General features: G+C 71.1%; 21 protein-coding genes and 1 pseudogene. 17 read left to right on the top strand and 5 right to left on the bottom strand.

Annotated features, from left to right (window positions below; translation table 11 throughout):
• Positions 1–49: 49 nt before the first annotated feature.
• From AB0K82_RS30285 to AB0K82_RS30275, 3 genes are all read left to right on the top strand, one after another.
• The gene (locus AB0K82_RS30285; RefSeq protein ID WP_364403574.1) at positions 50–1363 is read left to right on the top strand and encodes a DUF2079 domain-containing protein; all 1314 of its coding nucleotides are present in this window, start codon (positions 50–52) and stop codon (positions 1361–1363) included.
• Between the two features lie 214 nt (positions 1364–1577).
• Positions 1578–3464 (top strand): ricin-type beta-trefoil lectin domain protein, encoded by a 1887-nt coding sequence (locus AB0K82_RS30280; RefSeq protein WP_364403572.1) that lies wholly within the window; start codon positions 1578–1580, stop codon positions 3462–3464.
• A gap of 30 nt (positions 3465–3494) precedes the next feature.
• The gene (locus tag AB0K82_RS30275; protein WP_364403570.1) at positions 3495–4766 is read left to right on the top strand and encodes a family 16 glycosylhydrolase; all 1272 of its coding nucleotides are present in this window, start codon (positions 3495–3497) and stop codon (positions 4764–4766) included.
• A 176-nt stretch (positions 4767–4942) separates the two neighbouring features.
• On the opposite strand, the gene AB0K82_RS30270 is transcribed toward AB0K82_RS30275, so the two are convergent.
• Positions 4943–5455, bottom strand: coding sequence for a hypothetical protein (locus tag AB0K82_RS30270; protein ID WP_364403567.1), 513 nt, complete (start codon positions 5453–5455; stop codon positions 4943–4945).
• A 192-nt stretch (positions 5456–5647) separates the two neighbouring features.
• On the opposite strand from AB0K82_RS30270, the gene AB0K82_RS30265 reads away from it, so the two are divergent.
• Positions 5648–6649, top strand: a complete 1002-nt coding sequence (locus tag AB0K82_RS30265) for a zinc-binding alcohol dehydrogenase family protein (protein ID WP_364403564.1) — start codon at positions 5648–5650, stop codon at positions 6647–6649.
• Positions 6650–6748: 99 nt separating this feature from the next.
• On the opposite strand, the gene AB0K82_RS30260 is transcribed toward AB0K82_RS30265, so the two are convergent.
• Entirely contained in the window at positions 6749–7180 is a 432-nt protein-coding gene (locus tag AB0K82_RS30260) for a MerR family transcriptional regulator (RefSeq protein ID WP_364403561.1), read from the bottom strand.
• 569 nt (positions 7181–7749) lie between these two features.
• Between AB0K82_RS30260 and AB0K82_RS30255 the strand changes: the two are divergent.
• Positions 7750–8055 (top strand): annotated as a pseudogene (locus AB0K82_RS30255) (amidohydrolase family protein); the annotation flags it as partial.
• 20 nt (positions 8056–8075) lie between these two features.
• Here AB0K82_RS30255 and AB0K82_RS30250 read toward each other — a convergent pair.
• Positions 8076–8333, bottom strand: coding sequence for a mycoredoxin (locus AB0K82_RS30250; protein WP_252806155.1), 258 nt, complete (start codon positions 8331–8333; stop codon positions 8076–8078).
• A gap of 139 nt (positions 8334–8472) precedes the next feature.
• Here AB0K82_RS30250 and AB0K82_RS30245 point away from each other — a divergent pair, with 139 nt between their 5' ends.
• From AB0K82_RS30245 to AB0K82_RS30230, 4 genes are all read left to right on the top strand, one after another.
• Complete coding sequence (locus tag AB0K82_RS30245) at positions 8473–10548, top strand: ATP-dependent DNA helicase UvrD2 (RefSeq protein ID WP_364403558.1); 2076 nt, start codon at positions 8473–8475, stop codon at positions 10546–10548.
• Positions 10549–10562: 14 nt separating this feature from the next.
• Positions 10563–11423: an acyl-CoA thioesterase II gene (gene tesB, locus AB0K82_RS30240; protein WP_364403556.1), complete on the top strand. Its 861-nt coding sequence runs from the start codon at positions 10563–10565 to the stop codon at positions 11421–11423.
• 307 nt (positions 11424–11730) lie between these two features.
• Positions 11731–12327: a hypothetical protein gene (locus tag AB0K82_RS30235; RefSeq protein ID WP_364403553.1), complete on the top strand. Its 597-nt coding sequence runs from the start codon at positions 11731–11733 to the stop codon at positions 12325–12327.
• A gap of 45 nt (positions 12328–12372) precedes the next feature.
• The gene (locus AB0K82_RS30230) at positions 12373–12552 is read left to right on the top strand and encodes a hypothetical protein (RefSeq protein ID WP_364403551.1); all 180 of its coding nucleotides are present in this window, start codon (positions 12373–12375) and stop codon (positions 12550–12552) included.
• Between the two features lie 5 nt (positions 12553–12557).
• On the opposite strand, the gene AB0K82_RS30225 is transcribed toward AB0K82_RS30230, so the two are convergent.
• The gene (locus AB0K82_RS30225; protein WP_364403628.1) at positions 12558–12638 is read right to left on the bottom strand and encodes a DUF397 domain-containing protein; all 81 of its coding nucleotides are present in this window, start codon (positions 12636–12638) and stop codon (positions 12558–12560) included.
• Between the two features lie 637 nt (positions 12639–13275).
• Here AB0K82_RS30225 and AB0K82_RS30220 point away from each other — a divergent pair.
• From AB0K82_RS30220 to AB0K82_RS30200, 5 genes are all read left to right on the top strand, one after another.
• A complete protein-coding gene (locus AB0K82_RS30220) occupies positions 13276–14886 on the top strand; it encodes a PP2C family protein-serine/threonine phosphatase (RefSeq protein ID WP_364403548.1) in 1611 nt (536 codons plus the stop codon).
• 31 nt (positions 14887–14917) lie between these two features.
• A complete protein-coding gene (locus AB0K82_RS30215; RefSeq protein ID WP_364403545.1) occupies positions 14918–16006 on the top strand; it encodes a cobalamin-dependent protein in 1089 nt (362 codons plus the stop codon).
• A gap of 64 nt (positions 16007–16070) precedes the next feature.
• A complete protein-coding gene (locus AB0K82_RS30210) occupies positions 16071–16865 on the top strand; it encodes a TrmH family RNA methyltransferase (protein ID WP_364403544.1) in 795 nt (264 codons plus the stop codon).
• A gap of 514 nt (positions 16866–17379) precedes the next feature.
• Positions 17380–17652: a WhiB family transcriptional regulator gene (locus tag AB0K82_RS30205; protein WP_345353945.1), complete on the top strand. Its 273-nt coding sequence runs from the start codon at positions 17380–17382 to the stop codon at positions 17650–17652.
• Positions 17649–17858, top strand: a complete 210-nt coding sequence (locus AB0K82_RS30200) for a hypothetical protein (protein WP_345353944.1) — start codon at positions 17649–17651, stop codon at positions 17856–17858. The genes AB0K82_RS30205 and AB0K82_RS30200 overlap by 4 nt, the downstream gene beginning before the upstream one ends.
• A gap of 383 nt (positions 17859–18241) precedes the next feature.
• Here AB0K82_RS30200 and AB0K82_RS30195 read toward each other — a convergent pair whose 3' ends face one another.
• A complete protein-coding gene (locus tag AB0K82_RS30195) occupies positions 18242–19621 on the bottom strand; it encodes an AarF/ABC1/UbiB kinase family protein (protein WP_364403541.1) in 1380 nt (459 codons plus the stop codon).
• A 389-nt stretch (positions 19622–20010) separates the two neighbouring features.
• Here AB0K82_RS30195 and AB0K82_RS30190 point away from each other — a divergent pair, with 389 nt between their 5' ends.
• The 3 genes from AB0K82_RS30190 (at position 20011) to AB0K82_RS30180 (ending at position 22339) form a co-directional block, all read left to right on the top strand.
• Complete coding sequence (locus tag AB0K82_RS30190; protein ID WP_364403539.1) at positions 20011–20631, top strand: M48 family metallopeptidase; 621 nt, start codon at positions 20011–20013, stop codon at positions 20629–20631.
• Entirely contained in the window at positions 20628–21218 is a 591-nt protein-coding gene (locus tag AB0K82_RS30185) for a DUF2064 domain-containing protein (protein ID WP_364403537.1), read from the top strand. The genes AB0K82_RS30190 and AB0K82_RS30185 overlap by 4 nt, the downstream gene beginning before the upstream one ends.
• 131 nt (positions 21219–21349) lie before the next feature.
• Positions 21350–22339 (top strand): LacI family DNA-binding transcriptional regulator, encoded by a 990-nt coding sequence (locus AB0K82_RS30180; RefSeq protein ID WP_364403535.1) that lies wholly within the window; start codon positions 21350–21352, stop codon positions 22337–22339.
• Positions 22340–22342 lie beyond the last annotated feature (3 nt).

The raw sequence follows: 22342 nt of genomic DNA, 5'->3' as shown, positions 1-22342 counted from the left end.
TCAGGTTGCTTCAGCGGGCATTCAGCGCCGGTCGGCCAGTCTGCCCGCCGTGTCATCCTCTCCACGGCTGCTCGCCGGCCTGCTCTTCGCCGCTTACTCCGCGCTTTCGGTGAACCGTCATCGTCAGATGCGGAGCACCGGATATGATCTCGGAATCTTCGAGCAGGCGGTCCGCTCGTACGCTCATCTGCGCCCGCCGATCGCCGATCTGAAAGGGCCCGGTTTCAACCTGCTGGGCGACCATTTCCATCCGGTCATCATCCTCGCCGTGCCGTTCTATCGGATATTCCCGAGCCCGGTCACGTTGCTGGTCCTCCAGGCGGCGCTGCTCGCGCTGTCGGCGGTGCCGGTGACGCGCCTCGCGATCGAGTTCTGCGGCCACCGTGCGGGTGTCTGCCTCGGCCTGGCGTACGGCCTGTCGTGGGGGATTCAGCAGGCCGTCGTCTTCGACTTTCACGAGATCGCCTTCGCGGTGCCGCTGCTCGCGCGCAGCGTGGAACTGCTCGCCCGGCGCAGTTGGCGCGCCGCCGCGGGCTGGGCGCTGCCGCTCCTGCTCGTCAAGGAGGATCAGGCGTTCATCGTCGCGGCGATCGGCGCGTACATCTTCTGGCGGGGCCGCCGCGGTCTCGGCGCGCTCGTCGCCGCGGTCGCGGTCGAGGTCGGCGCGCTCGTCGTCGTCATCATCATCCCGGCGTTCAATCCACACCATTCCTATCCGTACGGCAAGACCGCAGGACCCATTTCCTCTTTGCCGGTTCCGGTGACCAAGGAGGAAACCATGCTGGCATTGCTCGCGCCTACGCTGTTCTTCGCGCTGCGCTCGCCGTTGGTGCTGCTCGCGGCTCCCTCTTTGCTCGCGCGATTCTGGACGTCCAGTCCGAACCTCTGGGGTACTCGGTTCCATTACAGCGCCGTGCTGATGCCCATTCTCTTCATCGCCTTCGCCGACGGCCTGGCCCGGATGCGCGCGAGCGACCGCGTCGTCCTGCTGCGGGCCGCCCGTGTCGCGCCGATCCTGGCCCTCCTCATCGCGGTGTGCGTTCCGCAACCACTTTGGAGTGTGCTCAGCCCCGCCTCCTGGCGGGTGCCGGAACAGGTCAGGACCGCTGAAGCGCTGTTGCGGACTATCCCCGACGGAGCGGACGTGGCAGCCGCCAACCGCATCGCACCTCAGCTCACCGGCCGTTGCCGGGTGTTCCGCTTCCTCAGCGAGCCCACCCCGTGGTTCCGTCCCGAATGGGTGGTGACCACCGGCGCACCGTACGAGCAGTCGATGATCGCGGACCTGCCCTCGCTGGGCTACCGGGTCGTGGCCCAGGCCACCGGCATCACCATCTACCGCCGTCCGCGTGCCGCCGGGTGACCTTAGGGAGCCGTTAAGGCGCGCATAAGGCTCGGAGGCGGGAGCGGCCGCTATAACGGATCGGTCGCCCTTTCCGCCGGGTTGTCCAGGCGAAACGACTTCATTGACACCTTGTTTTAAGGGGGATAGTGTCCCGCTTGACTGAAAGGAAGCTTTCCTGTCAGCAGCCTTCGGGGGAGGCCGCCGTACCCGCTCCGGACCGAAGGGAAGCACCGTGCTCCACCGCGTCGACCCCGCGCGCCTGCACCGGTCCCTCACCACATCCCTCTGCGCGCTCATCGCCCTCGCCGCCGCCCTCGTGGCCGGCCCCGTCCCCGCCCGGGCCGCCGGGGAGTCCGTGAACATCTGGCTCACCACCACGGACGACTCCGCTGGCCGCCACGTCACCCGCGGCCTGCAACAGCAGACGCCGATCGCGTTCGGAACCGGCGGCAGCGCCGCCCAGACCATCACCGTCGACGAGAACACCAGGTACCAGCGCTTCACCGGCGCCGGCGCGTCGTTCACCGACACGGCCGCCTGGCTCCTGAACAGCAGCGGCGCGCTCAGCTCCGCCACCCGTACCCAGGTCATGCAGAAGCTCTTCGACCCGTCCGCCGGGATCGGGCTGAGCTTCCTGCGCAACCCCATGGGCGCGTCCGACCTCGCCCGCTACAGCTACTCATACGACGACATGTCCGCCGGCCAGACCGACCCGAGTCTCGCGCACTTCTCCATCGCGCACGACCTCGCCGACGTCGTGCCCCTCACCAAACAGGCGAAGCAGCTCAACCCGGCGCTCACGGTCATGGGCACCCCGTGGAGCGCGCCCGCCTGGATGAAGGACAACGGCGACTTCAACAACCCCGGCTGGCTGCAGGCCCAGTACTACGGCGCGTACGCCCAGTACTTCGTGAAGTACCTCCAGGCGTACGAGGCGCAGGGCGTGCACGTCGACCTCGTCACCGCGCAGAACGAGCCCACCTGCTGCAACGGCTACCCGTCGATGAGCTGGAACGGCTCCGGCCTGGACTACTTCACCAAGACGAACCTGCTGCCCGCGCTGCACGCGGCGGGCCTCACCACCAAGGTGCTCGCCCTCGACTGGAACTGGGACGCCTACGACGGCTACGGCGCCCCCGTCGTCGACGACGCCACGATCCGGAACGACTCGCTCTTCGGCGGGATCGCCTGGCACGGCTACGGCGGCAACGTGACCGAGCAGACCACCGTGCACAACCAGTACCCCTCCGTGGACGCCTACGACACCGAGCACTCCGGTGGCACGTGGATCGGCGACCAGCAGAAGGAGGACATGCACAACATCGTCGACTACACCCGCAACTGGGGCAAGAGCGTCGTCAAGTGGTCCCTCGCCGTCGACCAGAACATGGGCCCGCACAACGGCGGCTGTGGCACCTGCACCGGCCTCGTCACCGTGCACAACGGCGACTCCCGTAGCGGCCAGGTCGACTACACCATCGAGTACTACGACATGGGCCACCTGACCAAGTTCGTACGGCCCGGGGCCTACCGCATCGCCTCCACCGCGAACACCGCCGTCCCGAACGTCGCCTGGCAGAACCCGGACGGTTCCAAGGCGCTGATCGCCTACAACGACAGCGGCAGCACCCAGTCCGTCAAGGTCGTCTGGGGCGGCCAGTCGTTCGTCTACTCGCTGCCCGCCCACACCACCGCGACCTTCACCTGGAACGGCACCCAGAGCGGCGGCGGCACCGCCACCGGCCAGATCACCGGGTACGGCGGCAAGTGCGTCGACGTCGCCGGGGCGAGCAGCGCCAACGGCGCCGCCGTCCAGCTCTACGACTGCAACGGCACCACCGCGCAGCAGTGGACGGTCGGAACGGACGGCACGATCCGGGCCCTCGGCAAGTGCATGGACCTCACCTCCGCCGGCACCGCGAACGGCACCCAGGTCCAGCTGTACGACTGCAACGGGACCGGCGCCCAGCAGTGGACCCGGGGGACGGGCTCGTCCCTCGTCAACCCGGCGTCGGGCCGGTGCCTGGACGCCACCGGCCCGAGCTCGGCCAACGGCACGCGGCTGCAGATCTGGGACTGCACCGGCGCCGCCAACCAGCAGTGGACCCTTCCCAGCTGACACCCCTTCCCGCAACTCGAGAGGAGAGCCATGTCCCCGTCACCCCGCCGACGTAGGACCGGCCGGTTGTTCCTGGCGGCCCTGGCGCTCGCCGGCCTGGGCAGCGCCGCGACGGTGGTCGCCGGCAACGGCACCCACGCCACGATCCTGCCGGCCGCGGCGGCCGCCACCGCCACCTTCACCGACGACTTCGACGGGCCCGCCGGTGCGGCCGTCGACGCGAGCAAGTGGCGCCCGGAGACCGGCGACAACGTCAACAACCACGAGCGCGAGTACTACACCAGCGGCACGCACAACGCCGCGCTCGACGGCCAGGGACACCTGGTGATCACCGCCCGCAAGGACAACCCCGGCAACTACAACTGCTGGTACGGGACCTGCCAGTACACCTCCGCCCGGCTGTCGACCGCGGCCACCTTCACCCAGGCGTACGGCCACTTCGAGAGCCGGATGAAGATCCCGCGTGGCCAGGGCATGTGGCCCGCCTTCTGGATGCTCGGCAACGACATCGGCAGCGTCGGCTGGCCGAACAGCGGTGAGATCGACATCATGGAGAACGTCGGCTTCGAACCGGGCACCGTGCACGGCACGATCCACGGACCGGGCTACTCCGGCTCCGCCGGCATCGGCGCGGGCTACACCCTGCCGGGCGGAGCGCACTTCTACGACGACTTCCACACCTTCGCGGTGGACTGGTCGCCGAACTCGATCCAGTGGTCCGTCGACGGGAACGTCTACGAGACCCGTACGCCGGCCGACCTGAACGGCAACCGCTGGGTCTTCGATCACCCCTTCTACATCATCGTCAACCTCGCGGTCGGCGGCTACTGGCCCGGCGACCCGGACGGCAGCACGACCTTCCCGCAGCAGCTCGTGGTCGACTACGTGCACGTCACCACCTCCAGCTCGCCGGGCGGGCGCACCGGCCAGATCACCGGCTACGGCGGCAAGTGCGTGGACGTCAACGCCGCCAACAGCGCGAACGGTACGGCGATCCAGCTCTACGACTGCAACGGCACGTCGGCGCAGCAGTGGACGGTCGGGTCGGACGGGACCCTGCGCGCCCTCGGCAAGTGCATGGACGTCACCGCGGCCGGCACGGCCAACGGCACGCAGGTACAGCTGTACGACTGCAACGGCACCGGAGCGCAGAAGTGGCAGGCCGGCGCGAACGGGTCGCTGGTCAACCCGGCCTCCGGGCGCTGCCTCGACGCCACCGGCCCGAGCTCGGCCAACGGCACGCGCCTGCAGATCTGGGACTGCGCCGGCAGCGCCAACCAGAAGTGGACGCTGCCGAGCTGACCCCCGATCTCCCGTGCCGGTGCCCGCGGCTGCGCGCCGGGCACCGGCACGGGGCGTGCCATCGTCCCTAGACGAGTCTGGTCCCGCAGCGAGCCGCGGGACCAGGTGGGTTCGACGGAGGGACCCGGCCGGACCCGGCAGGGCTCCTCAGGTGAGCCGTTCCGGTGAGCCTCCGCTCAGTGGCGGGTCACCGTTCCGGCGTTGGTGCGCAGTCGAGCGTTGTCCTCCGGCACACCATGCGTGGTGATGTCGCCGCTGTCGAGGCTGACACGGATTTTGAAGTCGGAGGGGATCCTGAAGGTGACCGTCAGGTGACCCTCGTCCGTGGCCGGAGCCGGGGTCGGCTCGCCGATGGTGACTCGACCACCGCCGAGGCGAACCGGTCCCTTGATGATCGGGGCGGCGATGCTGCCTCGGTCGGCCCGGACGATGAGGGTCCCTCCCACGTGAACGCCTCCCTGGAGCCCGCTGGAGCGGGTCACCGCAGGGAACAGCGCCAGTTCGAGCTCGTCGACCACGGGCACCAGCTTGGCCTTGGCGGCCTCGGTCTCGAAGACGTCGCCGGTGGCCTCGATGTGGACGTCGAGCTTGGTGCGGCCCTCTTCGCCATGGACGATGACGTCGATGTCGCGGCCCAGGACCACGAAGAGGCGGAAGCCGTCGAGGCCTGAGTTGAGGTCATATGCCATGGTGCACTCCTTGAAGATTCTGGTTCCGGCGTCTGCTCGTGCCGCATACGGCACGTACGAGACCGTCCAGACCGCTCGTCTGTTCGCAGCCTGCCTTCTGCCGGGGCTTGTGGATCAGGGGTGCTCGGGTCGGCACGGGGCGTGCCGTCCGCCCGGGGCGGGTATGGGGGATCTTCGGGGGGGACGACACACGTGAAGGCGGCGCGCGCTTATCCGATCACCGCGCACACGACGGATGTGCGGATCGAGCAGGTCGAGGTCCCGGTCCCCGTTCCCGGCGAGGTGCTCGTCCAGATCACGGCGGCGGGCGTGACGCCGCTGGACCACTCCCTGGCGACGAGCGGGCCGTCGCGGGTGGGGTTGCTCCCGCTCACGCTGGGCGGTGAGGGCGCCGGCGTGGTCGTCGCCGACCCCGCCGCACACTGGCGGGCCGGCACGCGGGTGATGTTCTTCGCCGGTCCCGGCGGTGTCACCGCGGACGGCACGATGGCCGAGTTCGCCGTCGTACCCGCGCGGAATCTCGCCGAGATCCCGGTCAGCGTCTCCGACGAGGTCGCGGCCGCCGTCCCCATCGCCTACCTCACCGGGCTGCTCGCCCTGCGCATGGGCGCCTTCCGGCCGGGGCGGTGCGTGTTCGCGCCGGGCATCGGCGGCAGCGTGGGCAACGCCACCGTTCAGTTGGCGCGCGCCCTCGGCGCGGCAGCCGTCGCGGGCGGGGTCGGGACCACGGCCAAGGCGGAGGCCATCCGGGCCGCCCCGTGGGCGCGTGGCATCGAGGTCGTCGACTTCGAACGCGACCGGCTGCCGGACGCGCTCGGCGACGGCTTCCCGGCCGGCATCGACCTGGCCGTCGACGGCGTCGGCGGACCGGTGACCGCGCAGATCGTGGCCGCCATGGCGGTGGCCGGACGCCTCGTCCTGGTCGGCTGCTCAGCGGGCCACAGCACCCGGCTTCCACTGCACGAGGTCATCGAACGCCGTACCACTCTGCACGGTTTCTCCCTGCACGCCGCGTCGACCGCCGAGTCGACGGCGGCCTGGGCCCAGATCACCGGCCTGCTGACGGCGGGACGGATCAGCCCGGTCATCGACTCGATCTACCCGCTGGAGGCGGTGGGTGAGGCGCTGCGCCACCTGGTCGAGGACCGCCCGATCGGAAAGGTCGTCATCACCGGCCTGTCCTCTACCCGCTGACCGTCCGACGCGCCGAGCGATCGGCGCGGTCGCCGATCGGGGCCGACCACTCCGGCGCCGAACGCTCGGTGAACACGGCGGCGACACGGGACGAAAGCCTCAGATCTCCGCCGGATCCCGGCGTTCTCCGAGTCTTCCGCCCGGGTCGTCGAGCGAGGTCTCGGTCGCCGTGATCGTCCGCCGGAGCAGCTCCCGCGCGGTGGCGATCTGCGCGGACCGCCGGTCGAGGGCGTCCAGTTGGGCCCGGAGCGCGTCGAGCACCCCGGGACACGGGGCGACAGTGCTCCTGGCGCTCGTGCAGGGGAGGACCTGCCGGATGACGCGGGTCGGCAGCCCCGCCGCCAGGAGCGCCCGCACCCGCGCGACCGTTTCCACGGCACCGTCGTCGTACACCCGGTATCCGTTCGGTTCGCGCTCCGGTCGCAGCAGCCCGACCCGCTCGTAGTAGCGGAGCAGGCGTTCGCTGGTCTCCGTCCGGGCGGCCAGCTCCCCGATGAGCACGCCGTCGGCCCTCCCGTCTTGACCTTCCAACTGTGTCAGGGGGCAACAGTGGGCCCGCCGGCCGCATTCCGGCGGCCGCCGACACGAGGAGCCCGCAGTGATCATCGATGCGCACGGCCACGTCCACGACCCGGTCGCGGACCACCTTCGTCTCCTGGACGACGCGGGGGTGGACCGCGCGGTCCTCTTCCCCACCCGGCCGCACCCCGAACGGGCCGCCGACCTCGAAGGACTCCGGCGGGAGATGAGCGTGCTGGACCGGGCGCTGGACGGGCGCGGTACGGGCGACGACGGGTACGCCGCCGCGTGGCGGGAACTGGACGACGCGCTGGCGGCCCACCCGGACCGGTTCATCGGGTTCGGCTCCGTGCGCCTGAACCTCTCCGACGACGAGATCGCCGCGGCGGTCGAGCGGGACATCGTGGGGCGCGGGCTGCACGGCATCGGAGAGCTCACCCCGCCTCCCGGCGGGGCCGCCCGGATCGAGCCGGTGCTGAAGGCGGCGCACGACCACGGCGACCTGCCCGTCGTCGTGCACGGCTTCGCCCCGACGACCGCCGAGGACCTGCGCACGCTGGCCGCCCTGTGCGGCACGGCATCCCTCGGTGCCGTTGATCGTGAGTCAGCTCGGCGGGCTGAACTGGATGACCGCCGTCGAGCTGGCGCGGGAGACGCCGAACATCTACCTGGAGCTGTCCACCGCGCACCTCATCTTCGCGGTGCGGCTGGCCGTCCAGGAGCTGCCGGAGCGGACGCTGTTCGGCTCGGACGCGCCGTACGGCGATCCCGTCGTGGCCCGCACCACGGTCGAACGGGTCACCGGGCCAGGAGAGGTGCGCGACCTGGTGCTCGGCGGAACGCTCCTGCGGCTCCTCGACCGGGACGGGAGAAGCCGCAGTTCCTGAGCGTTCGGGCCGGACCTCACTCAGAGCGCGGCGAGGCGCGCCTTGACCTCTTTGGCCGACGGGTTGGTGACGGCCGTACCATCGGGGAACACGACGGTCGGCACGGTCTGGTTGCCGCCGTTGACGCTCTCGACGAACTCGGCGGCCGCCGGGTCGCGCTCGATGTCCACCTCGACCATGTGGATGCCCTCACGGGCCAGCTGGGTCTTGAGCCGGCGGCAGAAGCCGCACCAGGTCGTGGTGTACATGGTCAGCTCACCCGTCGCGGGCGCGGTCATGGCTCTCCTTCGTCTGGGGGCGACGCTCGAGTCGACTGTCCCAACGTCCGATCAACGGCCGGCATTCCCCCGAGCGCCGCACACGGGCGACGGCGGGCGACCGGGCCTGGGAGGATGGAAAGGAGTGAAGGGAGGGGCTATGGAGGCCGAGCGGATCCTCGCCGGGCTCGACCCGGACCAGCGCGCGGTCGCCGAGGCGACCCGGGGCCCGGTGTGCGTGCTGGCCGGTGCGGGCACCGGCAAGACCCGGGCGATCACCCACCGGATCGCGTACGCCGTACTGACGGGCGTCATCGCGCCCCAGCGGGTGCTGGCGGTGACGTTCACCACCCGGGCCGCCGGTGAGCTGCGCGGTCGGCTGCGGCAGCTCGGCGCGCCCGGCGTGCAGGCCCGTACCTTCCACTCGGCGGCGCTGAAGCAGCTGTCCTACTTCTGGCCGAAGGTGATCGGCGGGGATCCTCCCACGCTCATCGAGTCGAAGTTCGGCCTGGTCGCGGAGGCGGCACGGGCCTGCCGTCTGTCCCTCGGCCGTACGGAGCTGCGCGACGCCGCGGCCGAGATCGAGTGGTCCAAGGTCACCCAGACCCGCCCGGAGGACTACCCGGCCTCGGCCGCCAAGGCCGGGCGTACCCCGCCGGCCGACGCGTCGGACGTCGCCCGGATCTACGAGGCGTACGAGGAGCTCCGCCGCGAGCGCAACCTGCTCGACTTCGAGGGCATGCTGGAGCTGACCGCCGCGATGCTCACCGAGCATCAGGAGGTCGCGAACCAGGTGCGCGACCAGTACCGCTACTTCGTCGTCGATGAGTTCCAGGACGTCAACCCGCTGCAGAAGCTCCTGCTCGACGTCTGGCTCGGCGACCGCGACGAGATCTGCGTGGTCGGCGACCCGAACCAGACGATCTACTCCTTCACCGGTGCCAGCCCCGCGTACCTCCTGCGCTTCACGGTCGAGCACCCCGACGCGAAGGTCGTCAAGCTGGTCCGCGACTACCGGTCGACCCCGCAGGTGGTGCACCTGGCCAACGGCGTGCTGGCGCAGGCGAGGGGCGAGGCGCGCAAGCATCGCCTGGAGCTGGTCGCGCAGCGGCCCGGCGGCCCCGAGCCGACCTTCCACGAGTTCGACGACGAGGTCGCGGAGGCCGAGGCCGTCGCCAAGCGGGCGCGGGCGCTGATCGAGGAGGGCGTGCCCGCCCGGGAGATCGCGGTGCTGTTCCGCATCAACGCCCAGTCGGAGCCGTACGAGCAGGCGTTCGCCGACGCCGGCGTGCCGTACGTCGTGAAGGGCGCGGAGCGGTTCTTCGAGCGCGCGGAGGTGCGCCAGGCGGTGGTGCTCCTGCGCGGCGCCGCCCGGTCCGCCGACGACGGCGAGCCGCTCGTACGGGCCGTGCGCGACGTTCTGGCCGCCGCCGGGCTCACCGACCGGCCGCCGGAGGGGCGCGGCGCCGCCCGGGAGCGCTGGGAGTCCCTGGCCGCCCTGGCCCAGCTCGCCGAGGACGTCGCCGCCGACCGGCCGGGCGCGGGCCTGCGCGAGTTCGTCACCGAGCTCGAGGAGCGCGCGAACGCCCAGCACGCCCCCGCCCTCGAGGGCGTCACGCTGGCCACCTTGCACACCGCGAAGGGCCTGGAGTGGGACGCGGTGTTCCTCGCCGGTCTGGTCGAGGGCACGCTGCCGATCATCTACGCGGAGAAGAGCCCGGAGCAGATCGAGGAGGAGCGCCGGCTGCTGTACGTCGGCGTGACGCGGGCCCGCGAGCACCTCGCCCTGTCCTGGGCGCTCGCCCGGTCCCCGGGCGGCCGCAAGGGCCGCCGCAGGTCGCGGTTCCTCGACGGTCTCGCGCCGCAGAGCTCGGGTCCGCCCCGCGTCGACCGGTCGAAGCGCCGGCCCGTCGCCTCCGGACCGCAGCCGTGCCGGGTCTGCGGACGGCCGCTGACCGCCGCGATCGAGCGCAAGCTGGGCCGCTGTGAGAGCTGCCCGGCCGACTACGATGAGGATCTGCTGGCCCGCATGAAGGACTGGCGCGTGACGGCGTCCAAGGAGCAGAAGGTCCCGGCCTACGTCGTCTTCACCGACGCCACCCTGCAGGCCATCGCCGAGCGCGTCCCCGCCTCGGAGGCGGAGCTGGCCGCGATCCCCGGTGTCGGCGCCGTCAAGCTGGAGCGATACGGTTCGGCCGTGCTCGCCCTGTGCCGGGGAGAGACCCCGCAAGCCTGAGGAGTAGGGAAGCGATGAACGCCGCGCTGAAGGAGCTGCTCGACCTGCTCGACCTGGAGCAGATCGAGGCCGACATCTTCCGTGGGCGCAGCCCGGAGGAGCGCCAGCAGCGCGTGTTCGGCGGCCAGGTCGCCGGCCAGGCGCTGGTCGCCGCCGGTCGTACCGTCCCCGACGACCGCCGGGTGCACTCGCTGCACGCGTACTTCATCCGGCCCGGCGACCCGAGCGTGCCGCTCGTCTACACCGTCGACCGGGTCCGCGACGGCAGGTCGTTCACCACCCGCCGCGTCTCCGCCATCCAGCACGGCAAGGTCATCTTCACCCTCTCGGCGTCGTTCCAGATCGCCGAGGACGGCCCGTCGCACCAGGCGCCGATGCCCGAGGTGCCGGGCCCGGAGGAGCTGCCGACGTTCCAGGAGCGGATGGAGCGGCTGTTCGGCAAGCTGGACAACGAGTTCATGCGCAACCGGCCGATCGACCTGCGGCACGTCACCCCGCTGACCTGGGAGGCCGCCCGTGACCCCGAGCTGGTCGGGCCGGAGTCGCTGGTCTGGCTGCGGGTGGCCGGCGAGCTGCCCGCCGACCCGCTGCTGCACGTCTGCCTGATGACGTACGCCTCGGACATGACCCTGCTGGACACCGTCCTGCTCAACCACGGCCTCGCCTGGGGCGACCGCCGGACGATGGGCGCCAGCCTCGACCACGCGATGTGGTTCCACCGGCCGTTCCGCGCCGACGAGTGGCTGCTGTACGCCCAGGACACCCCGAACGCCTCCGGCGCCCGCGGCCTGGCCCGCGGTCAGGTCTTCACCCGGTCCGGCGAGCTCGTCGTCTCCGTCGTCCAGGAAGGCCTCATCCGCGTCACCGACTCCTGACCGCGGATACACGTCCAGAACAGCCGTCTCCGCAGATCGGCGACCTCGACGTATTCGCCGCCTTGACCCCGCTATGGCTGCTCACGCGCCACTGAACGACCGACAGGTCCAGGCTGCTCACGTCTGTTCGTCGTATTTCAAAAGGCCAATTGTTCTCGCATAACGTCATTGTCTCGGCCTACGGGCCGGCACCTGCCTGGCGGCAGGTTCTCGACCCCGCGAGAGAACGACACCCTGGCTGTAGGAGGATAGCGGCACGATCAGCGCTGCTGATCGAGTAGGGGTTCGACGGCGATGGGCGATGTTAATGGGTGACTTTTTCGAGCGGATCGTCGATGTCGAGGTTACCGGCGAGGAGGCTGGGTCGCTCGCGAAGCAGATGGTCGACTGGATGGTCTCCGAGGGGCTGATCATGCGCGAGATGTCCCGCGAGGGGATGTACAGCCTGACCGTGGACGATGGGTATAAGCCAGGCCCCAACTGGGAACGGGCTGTAGCAGATTCGTCGGACTCGTCGTGGATACCGGGTCCGGTGGCGGTCATCGTCGGGCGGGATTATCACGTCGGGGGACAGGGACAGAGCGAGGCGGACTCCGCTACCTGCCCGCGGTGTGACACGAGAACCGTGATCATCGACTACCCGGTGGAGTTGGAGGCGGACCAAGAGGCTTGGCAGCCGTTCAGCGACGGCATTGCCGCCTGGAAGGAGACCGGTGAAGGGAGCGTCCTCTGTCCCGCCTGTGGAGCCTCCGTCCCGGTCACCGAGTGGCGGTTCGGGGACGGCTTCGCCCTCGGAGCGCTCGCGTTCGATTTCTGGGGGTGGCCGCCGCTCGGCAACGGCTTCCGCGCGGTGTTCAGCGAGCACTTGGGGCACCGCACCGAAGAACAGTCGGGCAAGTTCTGACACGCTCCAAGGCTCGGGCTCGCGGTGGCGTACGGTGGCCGGCTGATGCGGATCACCACGCGGAACGCGCGTTTTCAGCAGTGGGCGGCGTTGCTCACCGATCGGACGAAGCGCCGTCGCTCGGCGGAGTTCCTGGTGCAGGGCGTGCTGGACGAGCCAGTCGGCGCTTACCGGTGCGACGTCTCGGTGGTCCAGAAAGGCCTCATCCGCATCACCGGCCGCTGACCGGGCTACGGGTTCAGGACGGCCGTGTTCCGAAGATCGGCGACTTCGACGCATTCACCGCCTTGGCCTCCGCTGTAGCTGCTCACGCGCCACTGAACGATAGACAGGTCCAGGCTGCTCACGTGTGATCCTCCAGTGCGCCGTCGTTTCGAAAGCCGGTCACGTATGACGGAACTGAGGGGTCGCCGGGGATCGCACCGGCCTCGAGCTCGAAGCGGCCACGGTGGCAGGCGTACAGGGCTGGAGACCGGGCCGTTCGCCCACGCCTCGAACGGCTCGGGGAAGAGCGGACGCTCCTCCCACGCGAGATGGTAGCCGTAAGCGTCCCGTAAGCGTCGTAGCAGAGCTTCTGCAGCTTCATCGCGGTCATGGGGCCACGCTGCTGCAGGATGTATGCCGCTACGTCCCGGACCGGCGCTATGCGTCCACCACCTCCCATCTTCGACCTAACGGTAGCTACCGTTTCGAGAGGGGAATGCTCCCGTGGCTCGCGAGGAGTTCCGTGCCACCGGAGGTCATCGCGACGCTACGAACTGGGCATCCCGGGTGAGCGGCTAGCGTGGCAAAAGGGGTGAACCGGCGGTTGCGGGTCATACCTCAGCATGGGCGGTGTCATCTGACAACGTCCTAGATCGGGAAGGTGGTGGGGCTCGCGGGACCCGCGGGTCCGACGGCGTGGACGTTCCTGGCGTTACCTCTACGGGACGGCGGGGCCACGGGCGGGTGACGGAGGCCGCGTGGGGCGCGGCTCCGTACCCGGTGGTGCTGGCCGACGCCGACGGCCGGGTGGTGGAGCTGAACCAGGCCGCCGTCCGGCTGTTCCCACGCGCGGAGCCGGGGGCGAGCCTCGCGGCGACGACGCCCGGATGGCTGGCGGAGGCACACCGCGACACGTACGAGTCCGGCGCCGATGCCGCGCCCGTGCGGGGCGAGGTGGGCCGACGCAGCTTCACGGCGTACCCGGCCCGCTCCCCGGACGGGAACGTGATGTGGTGGCTGGTCGACGAGACCGACCGGCAGCGGGCCGAGGCCGACCAGCAGAGGGCGGAGGCCGATCGGCGGCGGGCGGAGGCCGAGCTGGCGGCGGAACGGGAGAGCATGGCGCTCCTGGCGGAGGCGGCCAACGCCCTGTTGACGACGTTGAACGTCGACCGGTGCACGGAGGCCACGGCACGGCTGGCGGCCGAGCATCTGGCCGACGCCGCGGTACTCGTCGCGCACGCCGAGGGGCGCCGACCGCCGACGGTCCTGGCGGCCCACGGGGGCGAGGTGTCCCGTCTCACCGCGCCGGTCGCCCTCGCCGAGGTGCCCGGGCTGAACGAGGCGCTGTGGCACTTCCCGCCGGTTCCCTCTCGCTGGATCGACCCGGGCGAGCTGCCGCCGTGGGCCGTTCCCGAGGGTTTCCACGGGCCGGTCGGCACGGCGGTCGTGACACCGCTGCCCGGCGTGTGCGCTCCGGCCGGCGCGCTCATCCTGCTGTGCCGTGCTGACCGGCCGGTGTTCGGCGAGAACGAGGACAGGTTCGCCCGGCTGTTCGCGGCGCGGGCCGGCGCGGCGCTTTCGGCGGCCGGCATGTACGCCGAGCAGGCCGGGATCACCACGATCCTCATGCGCGACCTGCTGCCGCCCCGGCTGCACCGCGTCCACGGCGTGGACTTCGCCGGACGGTACCGCGCGTCGGTACGCAGCGAGCTCGTGGGCGGTGACTTCTACGAGGTCCATCCCGGCGCGGATGAGACGGCCGAGTCCCTCGTCGCCCTCGGCGACGTGTGCGGCAAGGGGCTGGAGGCGGCGGTCACCACCGGAAAGATCCGTACCACGCTGCGCGCGCTGCTGCCCATGGCCGGAGATCACCTGCGGATGCTGTCCCTGCTCAACGGGGCGCTGCTGGAAACGGAATCGAGCCGGTTCGCCACCGTCGTACTGGCGTCCGCGGTGCGGGCCGGTGATCGCGTACGGTTGCGGCTGACCAGCGCGGGGCATCCGCCGCCGCTGATCGTGCGCTCCGGCGGCGGCGTCGAGGAGGCCGCCACCCGCGGCCTCCTGATCGGCGCCTTCCCCGAGATCGAGGCGACCACCGTCGAGACAGAACTCGCGCCGGGCGAGACCTGCGTGTTGTACACCGACGGCATCACCGAGGCCCGCGGTGGTCCGCTCGGCGACGCCATGTTCGGCGAGCGGCGGCTGAAGGACGCGCTGTCCGAATGCGAGGGGATGCCCGCCGCGGCCATCGTGGAGCACGTGCAGATGCTCGCGGCGCAGTGGGCAGGGAACCGCGACCACGACGACATGGCCATCGTGGCGATCAGCGCGCCGTACACCCGGAGCCCGTGACCGGAGCGCCACTCACGAGGCGAGGAGACCGATGACGACCGCTTCGAACCGCCCGGACACCAGGGCCCTCTCCACCCGGTTGTGGGACGCCGTGCGGAAGGGCGACGAGTGCGCCGCCGTCCAGACCGTACGGTCGGCACTGGACGCCGGGCTGGACGCCGAGTCGGCGCTGCTGGACGTGGTCGCGCCGGTACAGGCCAAGATCGGCACCGAATGGGCCGCGAACCGGATGAGCGTCGCCCGGGAGCACGCCGCGACGGCCGTCAACGACCATGTCGTCACCGCGGTGGCCCACCACGCGTCCGCGTCGTCCCACCGGCCGTCTCCGGGCCGGGTCACGGTGACCTGCGTCGACGGGGAGTGGCACGTCCTGCCCGCCCGCCTGCTGGCGGAGACCCTCCGGCTGCGGGGCTGGCAGGTCGACTTCCTCGGCTGCCAGATACCCGTCCCGTACCTGGTCGATCATCTGCACCGTACGGGACCCGACGCGCTGGCCCTGTCCTCTTCCATCCCCACCCGCCTGCCCACCGCGCACGCCACGATCGCCGCGTGCCGGGCCGCGGGCTTCCCCGTCATCGTCGGCGGCGCGGCCTTCGGCCCCGGCGGGTGCTACGCCGACCGGCTCGGCGCCGACGGCTGGGCCCCCGACGCGCGTGCCGCTGCCGACCTCCTCGCCGAGATCGTCGCTCGCCGGTTCGCCCTACAGGATCCCCGGCGGTCGGCGAACGACCTGCCGCATCTGGCCGACCGGGAGTACACGCTCGTCACCCACAACGCCCACCGGCACGTCGCAGCGGTCCTCGGTGAGCTGAAGCAACGATTGCCGGCGATGGCCGAGTACGACGAGCAGCAGCGGGAGCGCACCGCCGAGGACCTCGCCCACATCGTGGACTTCCTGAGCGCCGCCCTCTATCTGGATGATCCCGAGCTGTTCACCCGGTTCATCGCCTGGATCGGCGACATCCTCACCGCACGCGGCGTCCCCGCGCGCTCGATGATCCTGACCCTGGATCTGCTGGCCGCACGGTTGAAGGACCTGCCCCGCGCCGTCGGCCTGCTCCGCGAGGGCCAGGCGGTCCTGAGCAAGGTCGACCTCGACCTGCCGGAGACGCCGGCGTGACCCCGTCTCCGGGGAGCGGAGGTGGGGGCCGGTTCGGTGCCGGTGTGGCGTACGGTTCTGGCTGATGCGGATCACTACGCGGAACGCGCGCTTTCAGCAGTGGGCGGCGCTGCTCACCAACCGGACGAAGCGCCAGCGCTCAGGGGAGTTCCTGGTGCAGGGCGTGCGGCCGATCACGCTCGCCGTCGAGCACGGGCGGCCGATTCGTGCCCTGCTGTACGCCCAGGGGCGGCGGCTGTCCTCCTGGGCGCAGGGCGTGCTGGACGAGACGACGGCCGAGCGGGTCGAGATGGCGCCGGAGTTGCTGGACGAGCTGGCCGGCAAGGAGAACGCCGAGCTGGTGGCCGTCGCGGCGCTGCCACCGGACGACCTGGGGCGGATCACCCCCGAGGGGCCCGTGATCGTCTTTGACCGGGCCGCCGAGCCGGGCAACATCGGCACCGTCGTCCGCTCGGCCGACGCCTTCGGGGCCTCCGGGGTCATCGTGACCGGCCACGCCGCCGACCCGTACGACCCCAAATCCGTGCGCGCCAGCACCGGGTCGCTGTTCGCTCTGCCGGTCGTACGGGCGGCGGCCCCCCGCCAGGTGGTCGACTGGGCGCGGGAGAACGGGCTGGCCATCGTGGGGACGGACGAGTCCGGCACCGTGGACGTCGGAGACCATGACCTGCGGGGTCCCGTGCTGCTCGTCATCGGCAACGAGACCCGCGGGATGAGCGGTGCCTGGAGCGCGGCGTGTGACGCGATCGTCCGGATCCCGATCGTGGGGGCGGCGAGTTCGCTCAACGCCGCGTCCGCGGCGACGGTCTTCCTCTACGAGGCCGCCCGGCAACGCGGAGTGGCCGCGAAGACGGTGTGAGAAAAAATAAGAAGTCGCAGGTAGAAAATACGTTGCCCCGATCCTGTGGGCGATCGTACGCTTCTCGCGAGCACTTGAACGGCTCCGTTCCGCGGAGCCTCGATCGGATGAGTGGAGGTGGCAGTCCGGTGAGGAAAACACTGATTCCCACGACCTGGGCCGCCGCCTGCGCGCGTCCGACGATGGTGTCCCTGAGCGGCTCCACCGTTGTCCCCGCGTCGCTGTCGAGCCTCGAGTCCCGGTATGCGTCCGTCGAAGGCGGACGTGTGCGACCCGGCGGCATCGATCTGCAGGCGTGGCATGTCCTTGGGATGTTCCCGGCTACCCAGACGAATGCCCAGGTCAAGGGCGCTGCTGAGAAGCGCGCCGGAGTGGGTCCGTGCCCCTGGAGACCACCGGAGCAATAGCTCCGAGCAGGCCTCCAGGCCGCGGATCCCGAACCGGGAACCGCGGCCTTTTTGTTTGGCCAGACCGTCCGAGCCAACGAGACCACATCAAGAGAGGGGTAAAGACCGTGGAACTCGCGCTGACCGCGATCAGCGAGAACCTGGATCTTCCCTGCCGGACCGAGCCTGAGCTGTTCTTCGCCGAGTCACCGCAGGACGTCGAGCTGGCCAAGGCGCTGTGCGCCGAGTGCCCGATCCGGCGCACCTGCCTCGCCGGGGCCAAGGAGCGCCGGGAGCCCTGGGGCGTCTGGGGCGGAGAGCTGTTCGTACGGGGCGTCGTCGTCCCCCGGAAGCGGCCGCGGGGTCGCCCGCGCAAGAACGCCGACGTGGTGGCGGCATGACGCACCGACCGGAACTTCCCATCGACATGGAGAACGAGCAGAAGATGAGCTTGCTCAGCATTGAACTGTCCCAGGAACGAATACGGGACGCCGAGCGGGTGGCCGCGAGCCGCCGCGACGCCGCCCAGGTCCGCGCCATGCGGCGGGCCCGGCGCGACGCCGAGGTGACCGCGGTCCGCCTCCGGCGCCTACTGACCACGCGCTGACGCGACAGCCGACGCGCCTCCCGAAGGAAACGGGCCCCCGGCACCACACGGCCGGGGGCCCGTCGCCTGCGGCGGGACGATGTGGCGTGGCTCTCGGACGGCGCGTTCGGCTTCCGCGCGTGTCGACGATCGGGGATGCTGTGAGGGAGCCGGATGGAGGGGGCGCGGGGATGGTCAGCTGTTCGTCGTGTGGAGCCACCGCTGAGGCACCGCTGGGCTGGATGACCGAGATCACCGAGCGGGGGCCGGTCTACCTGTGCGACCGCTGCAGCCGGGAGAACATCCGGTCCATCGAGGGCCGGCTGGATCCCGTCTACTGGTAGGCGGGGAGTCCGCGCGCGACGCCGCGTACGTCCCGGTGCGCGACGGCCGCGCGGACCTCGTCAGCTCGCGATCTCGTCGTCGTTCTCGTCGTCGGCGAGATCGTCGGGAAAGTCGTCGGTGTAGTCCGGGTCGTCGTCCGCGGCGAATCCGGGCACCCACGTCAGCGCCTCGTCGCGGAAGCGGCCCTCGGCCTCGAGCTGGCACAGCACGCCGGTGCCGGCCGCCACCACGCGGTGGATCAGCACGTACGACGGCGGCAGGTTGAGCTGCCGGACGACGTTCGTGGGGCGTAGGTCGGTGACCCGGGCGGCCTCCTGGCGCAGCCACTCCCGGCTGAACTTGAACGTCTCCTCGACGAGCGGTTCGGCGATCGGGCCGATGAAGGCGTGCAGTGAGTCCGGGTCGACCTCGACCCCCTCGCGGATGAAGTCCTCTTCGCGCAGCGCCTTCATGATCTGGTCGATGTCGCCCATCGTGCCGATCCGCATGAGGACGCCGATGCGCCGGTGGAAGCCGCCGGGCAGCCGGTCGACGGCGCCGAAGTCGATGACGCCGAGCCGGCCGTCGTCGAGCAGCCGGAAGTTGCCGGGGTGCGGATCGGCGTGCAGCAGCCCGCAGCGCGCGGGCCCGGAGAACAGGAACCGGCAGTAGAGCAGGCCCGCGTGGTCGCGCTCCTCCTGGGTGCCGTCGCTGATGATGGCCGACAGCGGGGTGCCGTCGATCCATTCGGTGACGAGCACGTGCCCGGACTGGGCGACGACGTCGGGGATGACGAAGTCGGGGTCGTCGGCGTACGCCTCGGCGAAGGTCGCCTGCGACTCCGCCTCGATCGTGTAGTCGAGCTCCTCGGCGATCCGGCGCCTCAGCTCGGCCAGCATCGTCTTGACGTCCAGGCCCGGCGCGAGCACCGCGAACAGCTTGCTCAGCCGGGCCAGTTGGTTGAAGTCGCTCAGCAGCGCCTTGCCCGCGCCGGGGTACTGCACCTTGACGGCCACGGTGCGGCCGTCGTGCCAGACGGCCTTGTGCACCTGGCCGATCGAGGCCGCCGCGGCCGGCCGGTCGTCGAACTCGGCGAAGTCGTCGCGCCAGTCCGGGCCGAGTGCCTCGGCCAGCACCTTGTGCACCGTCGCCGCGGGCAGCGGCGGGGCGGCCTCCTGGAGGCGGGTGAGCGTGGCGCGGTACGGGCCGGCGATCTCGGGCGGCAGCGCCGCCTCGAAGATCGACAGCATCTGGCCGACCTTCATCGCGCCGCCCTTGAGCTCGCCGAGCACCTTGAAGAGCTGCTCGGCGGTGCGCTGCTGGATCTCGGTCGCGACGAGCTCGGCGGGCCTGCCGAAGGTGCGCTTGCCGACACCGAGGGCGGTGCGCCCGGCGAAGCCGATGGGGAGGGAGGCCAGCTTGGCGGTCCGCGTCACAGCGCGGCGGGGGAGATCGCTCATTGAGTACCTGCTCTCAGCGCATCCGCGAGGCGGCCGTGCCTGCCGGTTCGCTCCGCACGTCACCTCATTCTCGGCGAGGCGTGCCGTTGGTTCCACATCCGGCCGGGGGAGCATCTGGGGCCGCCCGCTCCCTCCATCGTGCGTTAGCCGGACGACCAGCGCAAACGGGCGGGTGTGTGCTATCTCACGTCTCGCCCGGTGGCCGGGGTCGCCGGGCGCGCCCGGCCGCCGTTCGTCCACCGTAGGCCCACAGGGCGCGCCGAGCCTGTGGAAAACCTGCGCAAAGCGTGTGGACAGCCCTGGGGATGTTCGAAATTGCGCCGTCCCTACCAGCGAAAACGCGACTCACCCCCTGTGGAGAAATCAAAGTTTTCGGTACGGTGCTTAGCGTGCCCCCCACAGGCGAGATAGAGGTGCGTCGCAGTGCCCGGCGTCGGCGGACGGTCACCGCCCGCCGAGACGGCGACAAGACGGTGGTGATGGTCCCCGCCGGGCTGAGCGCGGCCGAAGAGCGCGAGTGGATCGACACGGTCCTCAAGCGGCTGGCCGATCGCGAGCGGCGCAGGCGCCCGAGCGACGACGCGCTGCATGACCGGGCGCGGGAGCTGTCGCGGCGCTACCTCGACGGCCGGGCCGCGCCGGCCAGTGTCCGCTGGGTGACCAACCAGCGCAGCCGCTGGGGCTCGTGCACTCCCGACGACGGCACGATCCGGCTGTCCACGCAGTTGCGCGGGATGCCGGGCTGGGTCGTCGACTACGTTCTCATGCACGAGCTCACCCATCTGCTCGTTCCCGGGCACGGGCCGCCGTTCTGGGAGCTGGTCAACCGCTATCCGCGGACGGAGCGGGCCCGCGGCTATCTCGAGGGCGTGGCCGCCACCGCCGGGCTTCCGCTGACGGACGGCGATCAGCCGCGCGAGCGCCCTTTCGGCACCGACGACGTGCCGGGCCGGGACGGCGACCCGCTGCTGGACGGAGCGCCGCTGCTGGACGGGGACCGCGCGAGGTGACGCGCCGGTACGCCGCCGTCCTGGCCGGGACGGACACGGCGGCGCCGCCCGGCACCGATCCCGACGAATACCGGCTCGCCCTGCTCGAGGACACCTACGAGGTGGTGGCCGGGCTGGAGTTCGTCACGCCGGTGCTCGCCCTGCCCGCTCCCGACCCCGACGCCGAGGCCGTCACCTGGCCGGGCACGCGCGTGCTACGGGTGACCGGACTCGACGCGTTGCTGCACGCCCTGCACGAGCTGGGCGCCGAGCACGCCGCCATCGTCGCGCCCGACGCGCCGGACCTGCCGGCCCTGCTCCTCGGCAAGCTCTTCCGCGCCCTCGGCAGCGGGCAGGTCGCCGTCTGCCCGGCGGCCGGCGGGGGGCTGGTCGCGCTCGCGGCCCGGCTTCCGGCACCCGCCTGGCTGTCCGGGATCGACCTGGACACCCCGAACGCCCCCGCCCGGCTGCGCAAGGCCGCCGGCACCCCCGGCGCCGTACGCTCCGCGCCGGGCTGGCATCGTCTGCGCACGCCCGCCGACGTCTCGCTGCTCGACCCCGGCCTGGAGGGGTGGGACAACACCCGGGCTCTGCTCGCGGGTTACTGAGCGGGTCACCGGGCGGGTTACCGAGCAGGTCACGGCGCGGGTTACGGCCTTATGCCCGGCACGTTACATTGACCGGCTCTGCAAACGTTTGCATAGTTTCATGCATCCAGGTCGATCCTTGAGGAGCCGCGGTGCCGGTGACCATTCAGGACGTCGCCCGCGAGGCGGGAGTCTCGGTATCGACCGTGTCCCGGGCGTTCACCGTTCCCGACCTGGTCAAAGAGGAGACCCGGCAGCACGTGCTGCAGACCGCGGAACGGCTCGGGTACCGCCCGAACCGCGCCGCCCGTGGACTGATCACTGGAAAGACCGGGAACTTCGGCGTGATCGTCCCCGACCTGTCCAACCCGTTCTTCCCCACCGTGCTGAAGGGCGTGCAGGCCAGGGCCCGCGAGGCGGACTACGCCGTCTTCCTCGCCGACTGCGACGAGAACGCCACCGAGGAGATGGCCCTCGTCCAGGCCATGGCCAAGCAGGTCGACGGCGTCATCCTCTGCTCGTCGCGGATGACCCAGAGCCAGCTCGACCGCGTGGTCGGGACGACCTCGCTGGTCTTCATCAACCGCCAGGTGCGCGACAACCCGGCCGTGCTGATGGGGGCGGCGGGCGGCATGCGCCAGGCCATCGACCACCTCGCCGCGCTCGGACACCGCCGGGTCGCGTTCCTCAACGGCCCGAAGGCGTCCTGGTCCAACCGGGAGCGACGGCGCGGCCTGCGCCAGGCCGCCCGGTACGACATGGAGATCGTGGAGCTGGGGCCGTTCGCCCCGCGCTTCGAGGCCGGGCCGCACGCGGCCGACCTGGCGATCGCCGAGGGCGTCACCGCGATCATCGCCTTCAACGACCTGCTGGCGCTGGGGGTGATGTCCCGGCTGGCCGATCGGGGCGTCGCGGTACCCGAGGAGATGAGCGTCGTCGGCTTCGACGACATCCCGATGGCGGGCATGGCCACCCCGCCGCTGACCACCGTCGCCATGCAGAACGAGCGGGCCGGCCGCGCGGCCGTCGACCTGCTCGTGAACCTCCTGACCGTCTCCGGCGCCGACGCGGGGGATCTCCGCCGGGAACTCGATTGCCAGTTGATCGTGCGGGCCTCGACCACGGTCCCCGCCCGGTCGTGATCG

Origin of the sequence: Actinoallomurus sp. NPDC052274 (assembly GCF_040679475.1) — a bacterium.
Lineage (GTDB): Bacteria > Actinomycetota > Actinomycetes > Streptosporangiales > Streptosporangiaceae > Actinoallomurus > Actinoallomurus liliacearum.
Note: the sequence above shows the minus strand (reverse complement) of the source record. Positions and strands in the feature narration are given on the sequence as shown.

Excerpts from the sequence above, each read along its gene's own strand:
- AB0K82_RS30275 (WP_364403570.1), top strand. The coding sequence starts at position 3,495 with ATGTCCCCGTCACCCCGCCGACGTAGGACCGGCCGGTTGTTCCTGGCG.
- AB0K82_RS30270 (WP_364403567.1), bottom strand. The coding sequence starts at position 5,455 with ATGGCATATGACCTCAACTCAGGCCTCGACGGCTTCCGCCTCTTCGTG.
- AB0K82_RS30250 (WP_252806155.1), bottom strand. The coding sequence starts at position 8,333 with ATGACCGCGCCCGCGACGGGTGAGCTGACCATGTACACCACGACCTGG.
- AB0K82_RS30245 (WP_364403558.1), top strand. The coding sequence starts at position 8,473 with ATGGAGGCCGAGCGGATCCTCGCCGGGCTCGACCCGGACCAGCGCGCG.
- tesB (WP_364403556.1), top strand. The coding sequence starts at position 10,563 with ATGAACGCCGCGCTGAAGGAGCTGCTCGACCTGCTCGACCTGGAGCAG.
- AB0K82_RS30235 (WP_364403553.1), top strand. The coding sequence starts at position 11,731 with ATGGGTGACTTTTTCGAGCGGATCGTCGATGTCGAGGTTACCGGCGAG.
- AB0K82_RS30230 (WP_364403551.1), top strand. The coding sequence starts at position 12,373 with ATGCGGATCACCACGCGGAACGCGCGTTTTCAGCAGTGGGCGGCGTTG.
- AB0K82_RS30215 (WP_364403545.1), top strand. The coding sequence starts at position 14,918 with ATGACGACCGCTTCGAACCGCCCGGACACCAGGGCCCTCTCCACCCGG.
- AB0K82_RS30210 (WP_364403544.1), top strand. The coding sequence starts at position 16,071 with ATGCGGATCACTACGCGGAACGCGCGCTTTCAGCAGTGGGCGGCGCTG.
- AB0K82_RS30200 (WP_345353944.1), top strand. The coding sequence starts at position 17,649 with ATGACGCACCGACCGGAACTTCCCATCGACATGGAGAACGAGCAGAAG.
- AB0K82_RS30195 (WP_364403541.1), bottom strand. The coding sequence starts at position 19,621 with ATGAGCGATCTCCCCCGCCGCGCTGTGACGCGGACCGCCAAGCTGGCC.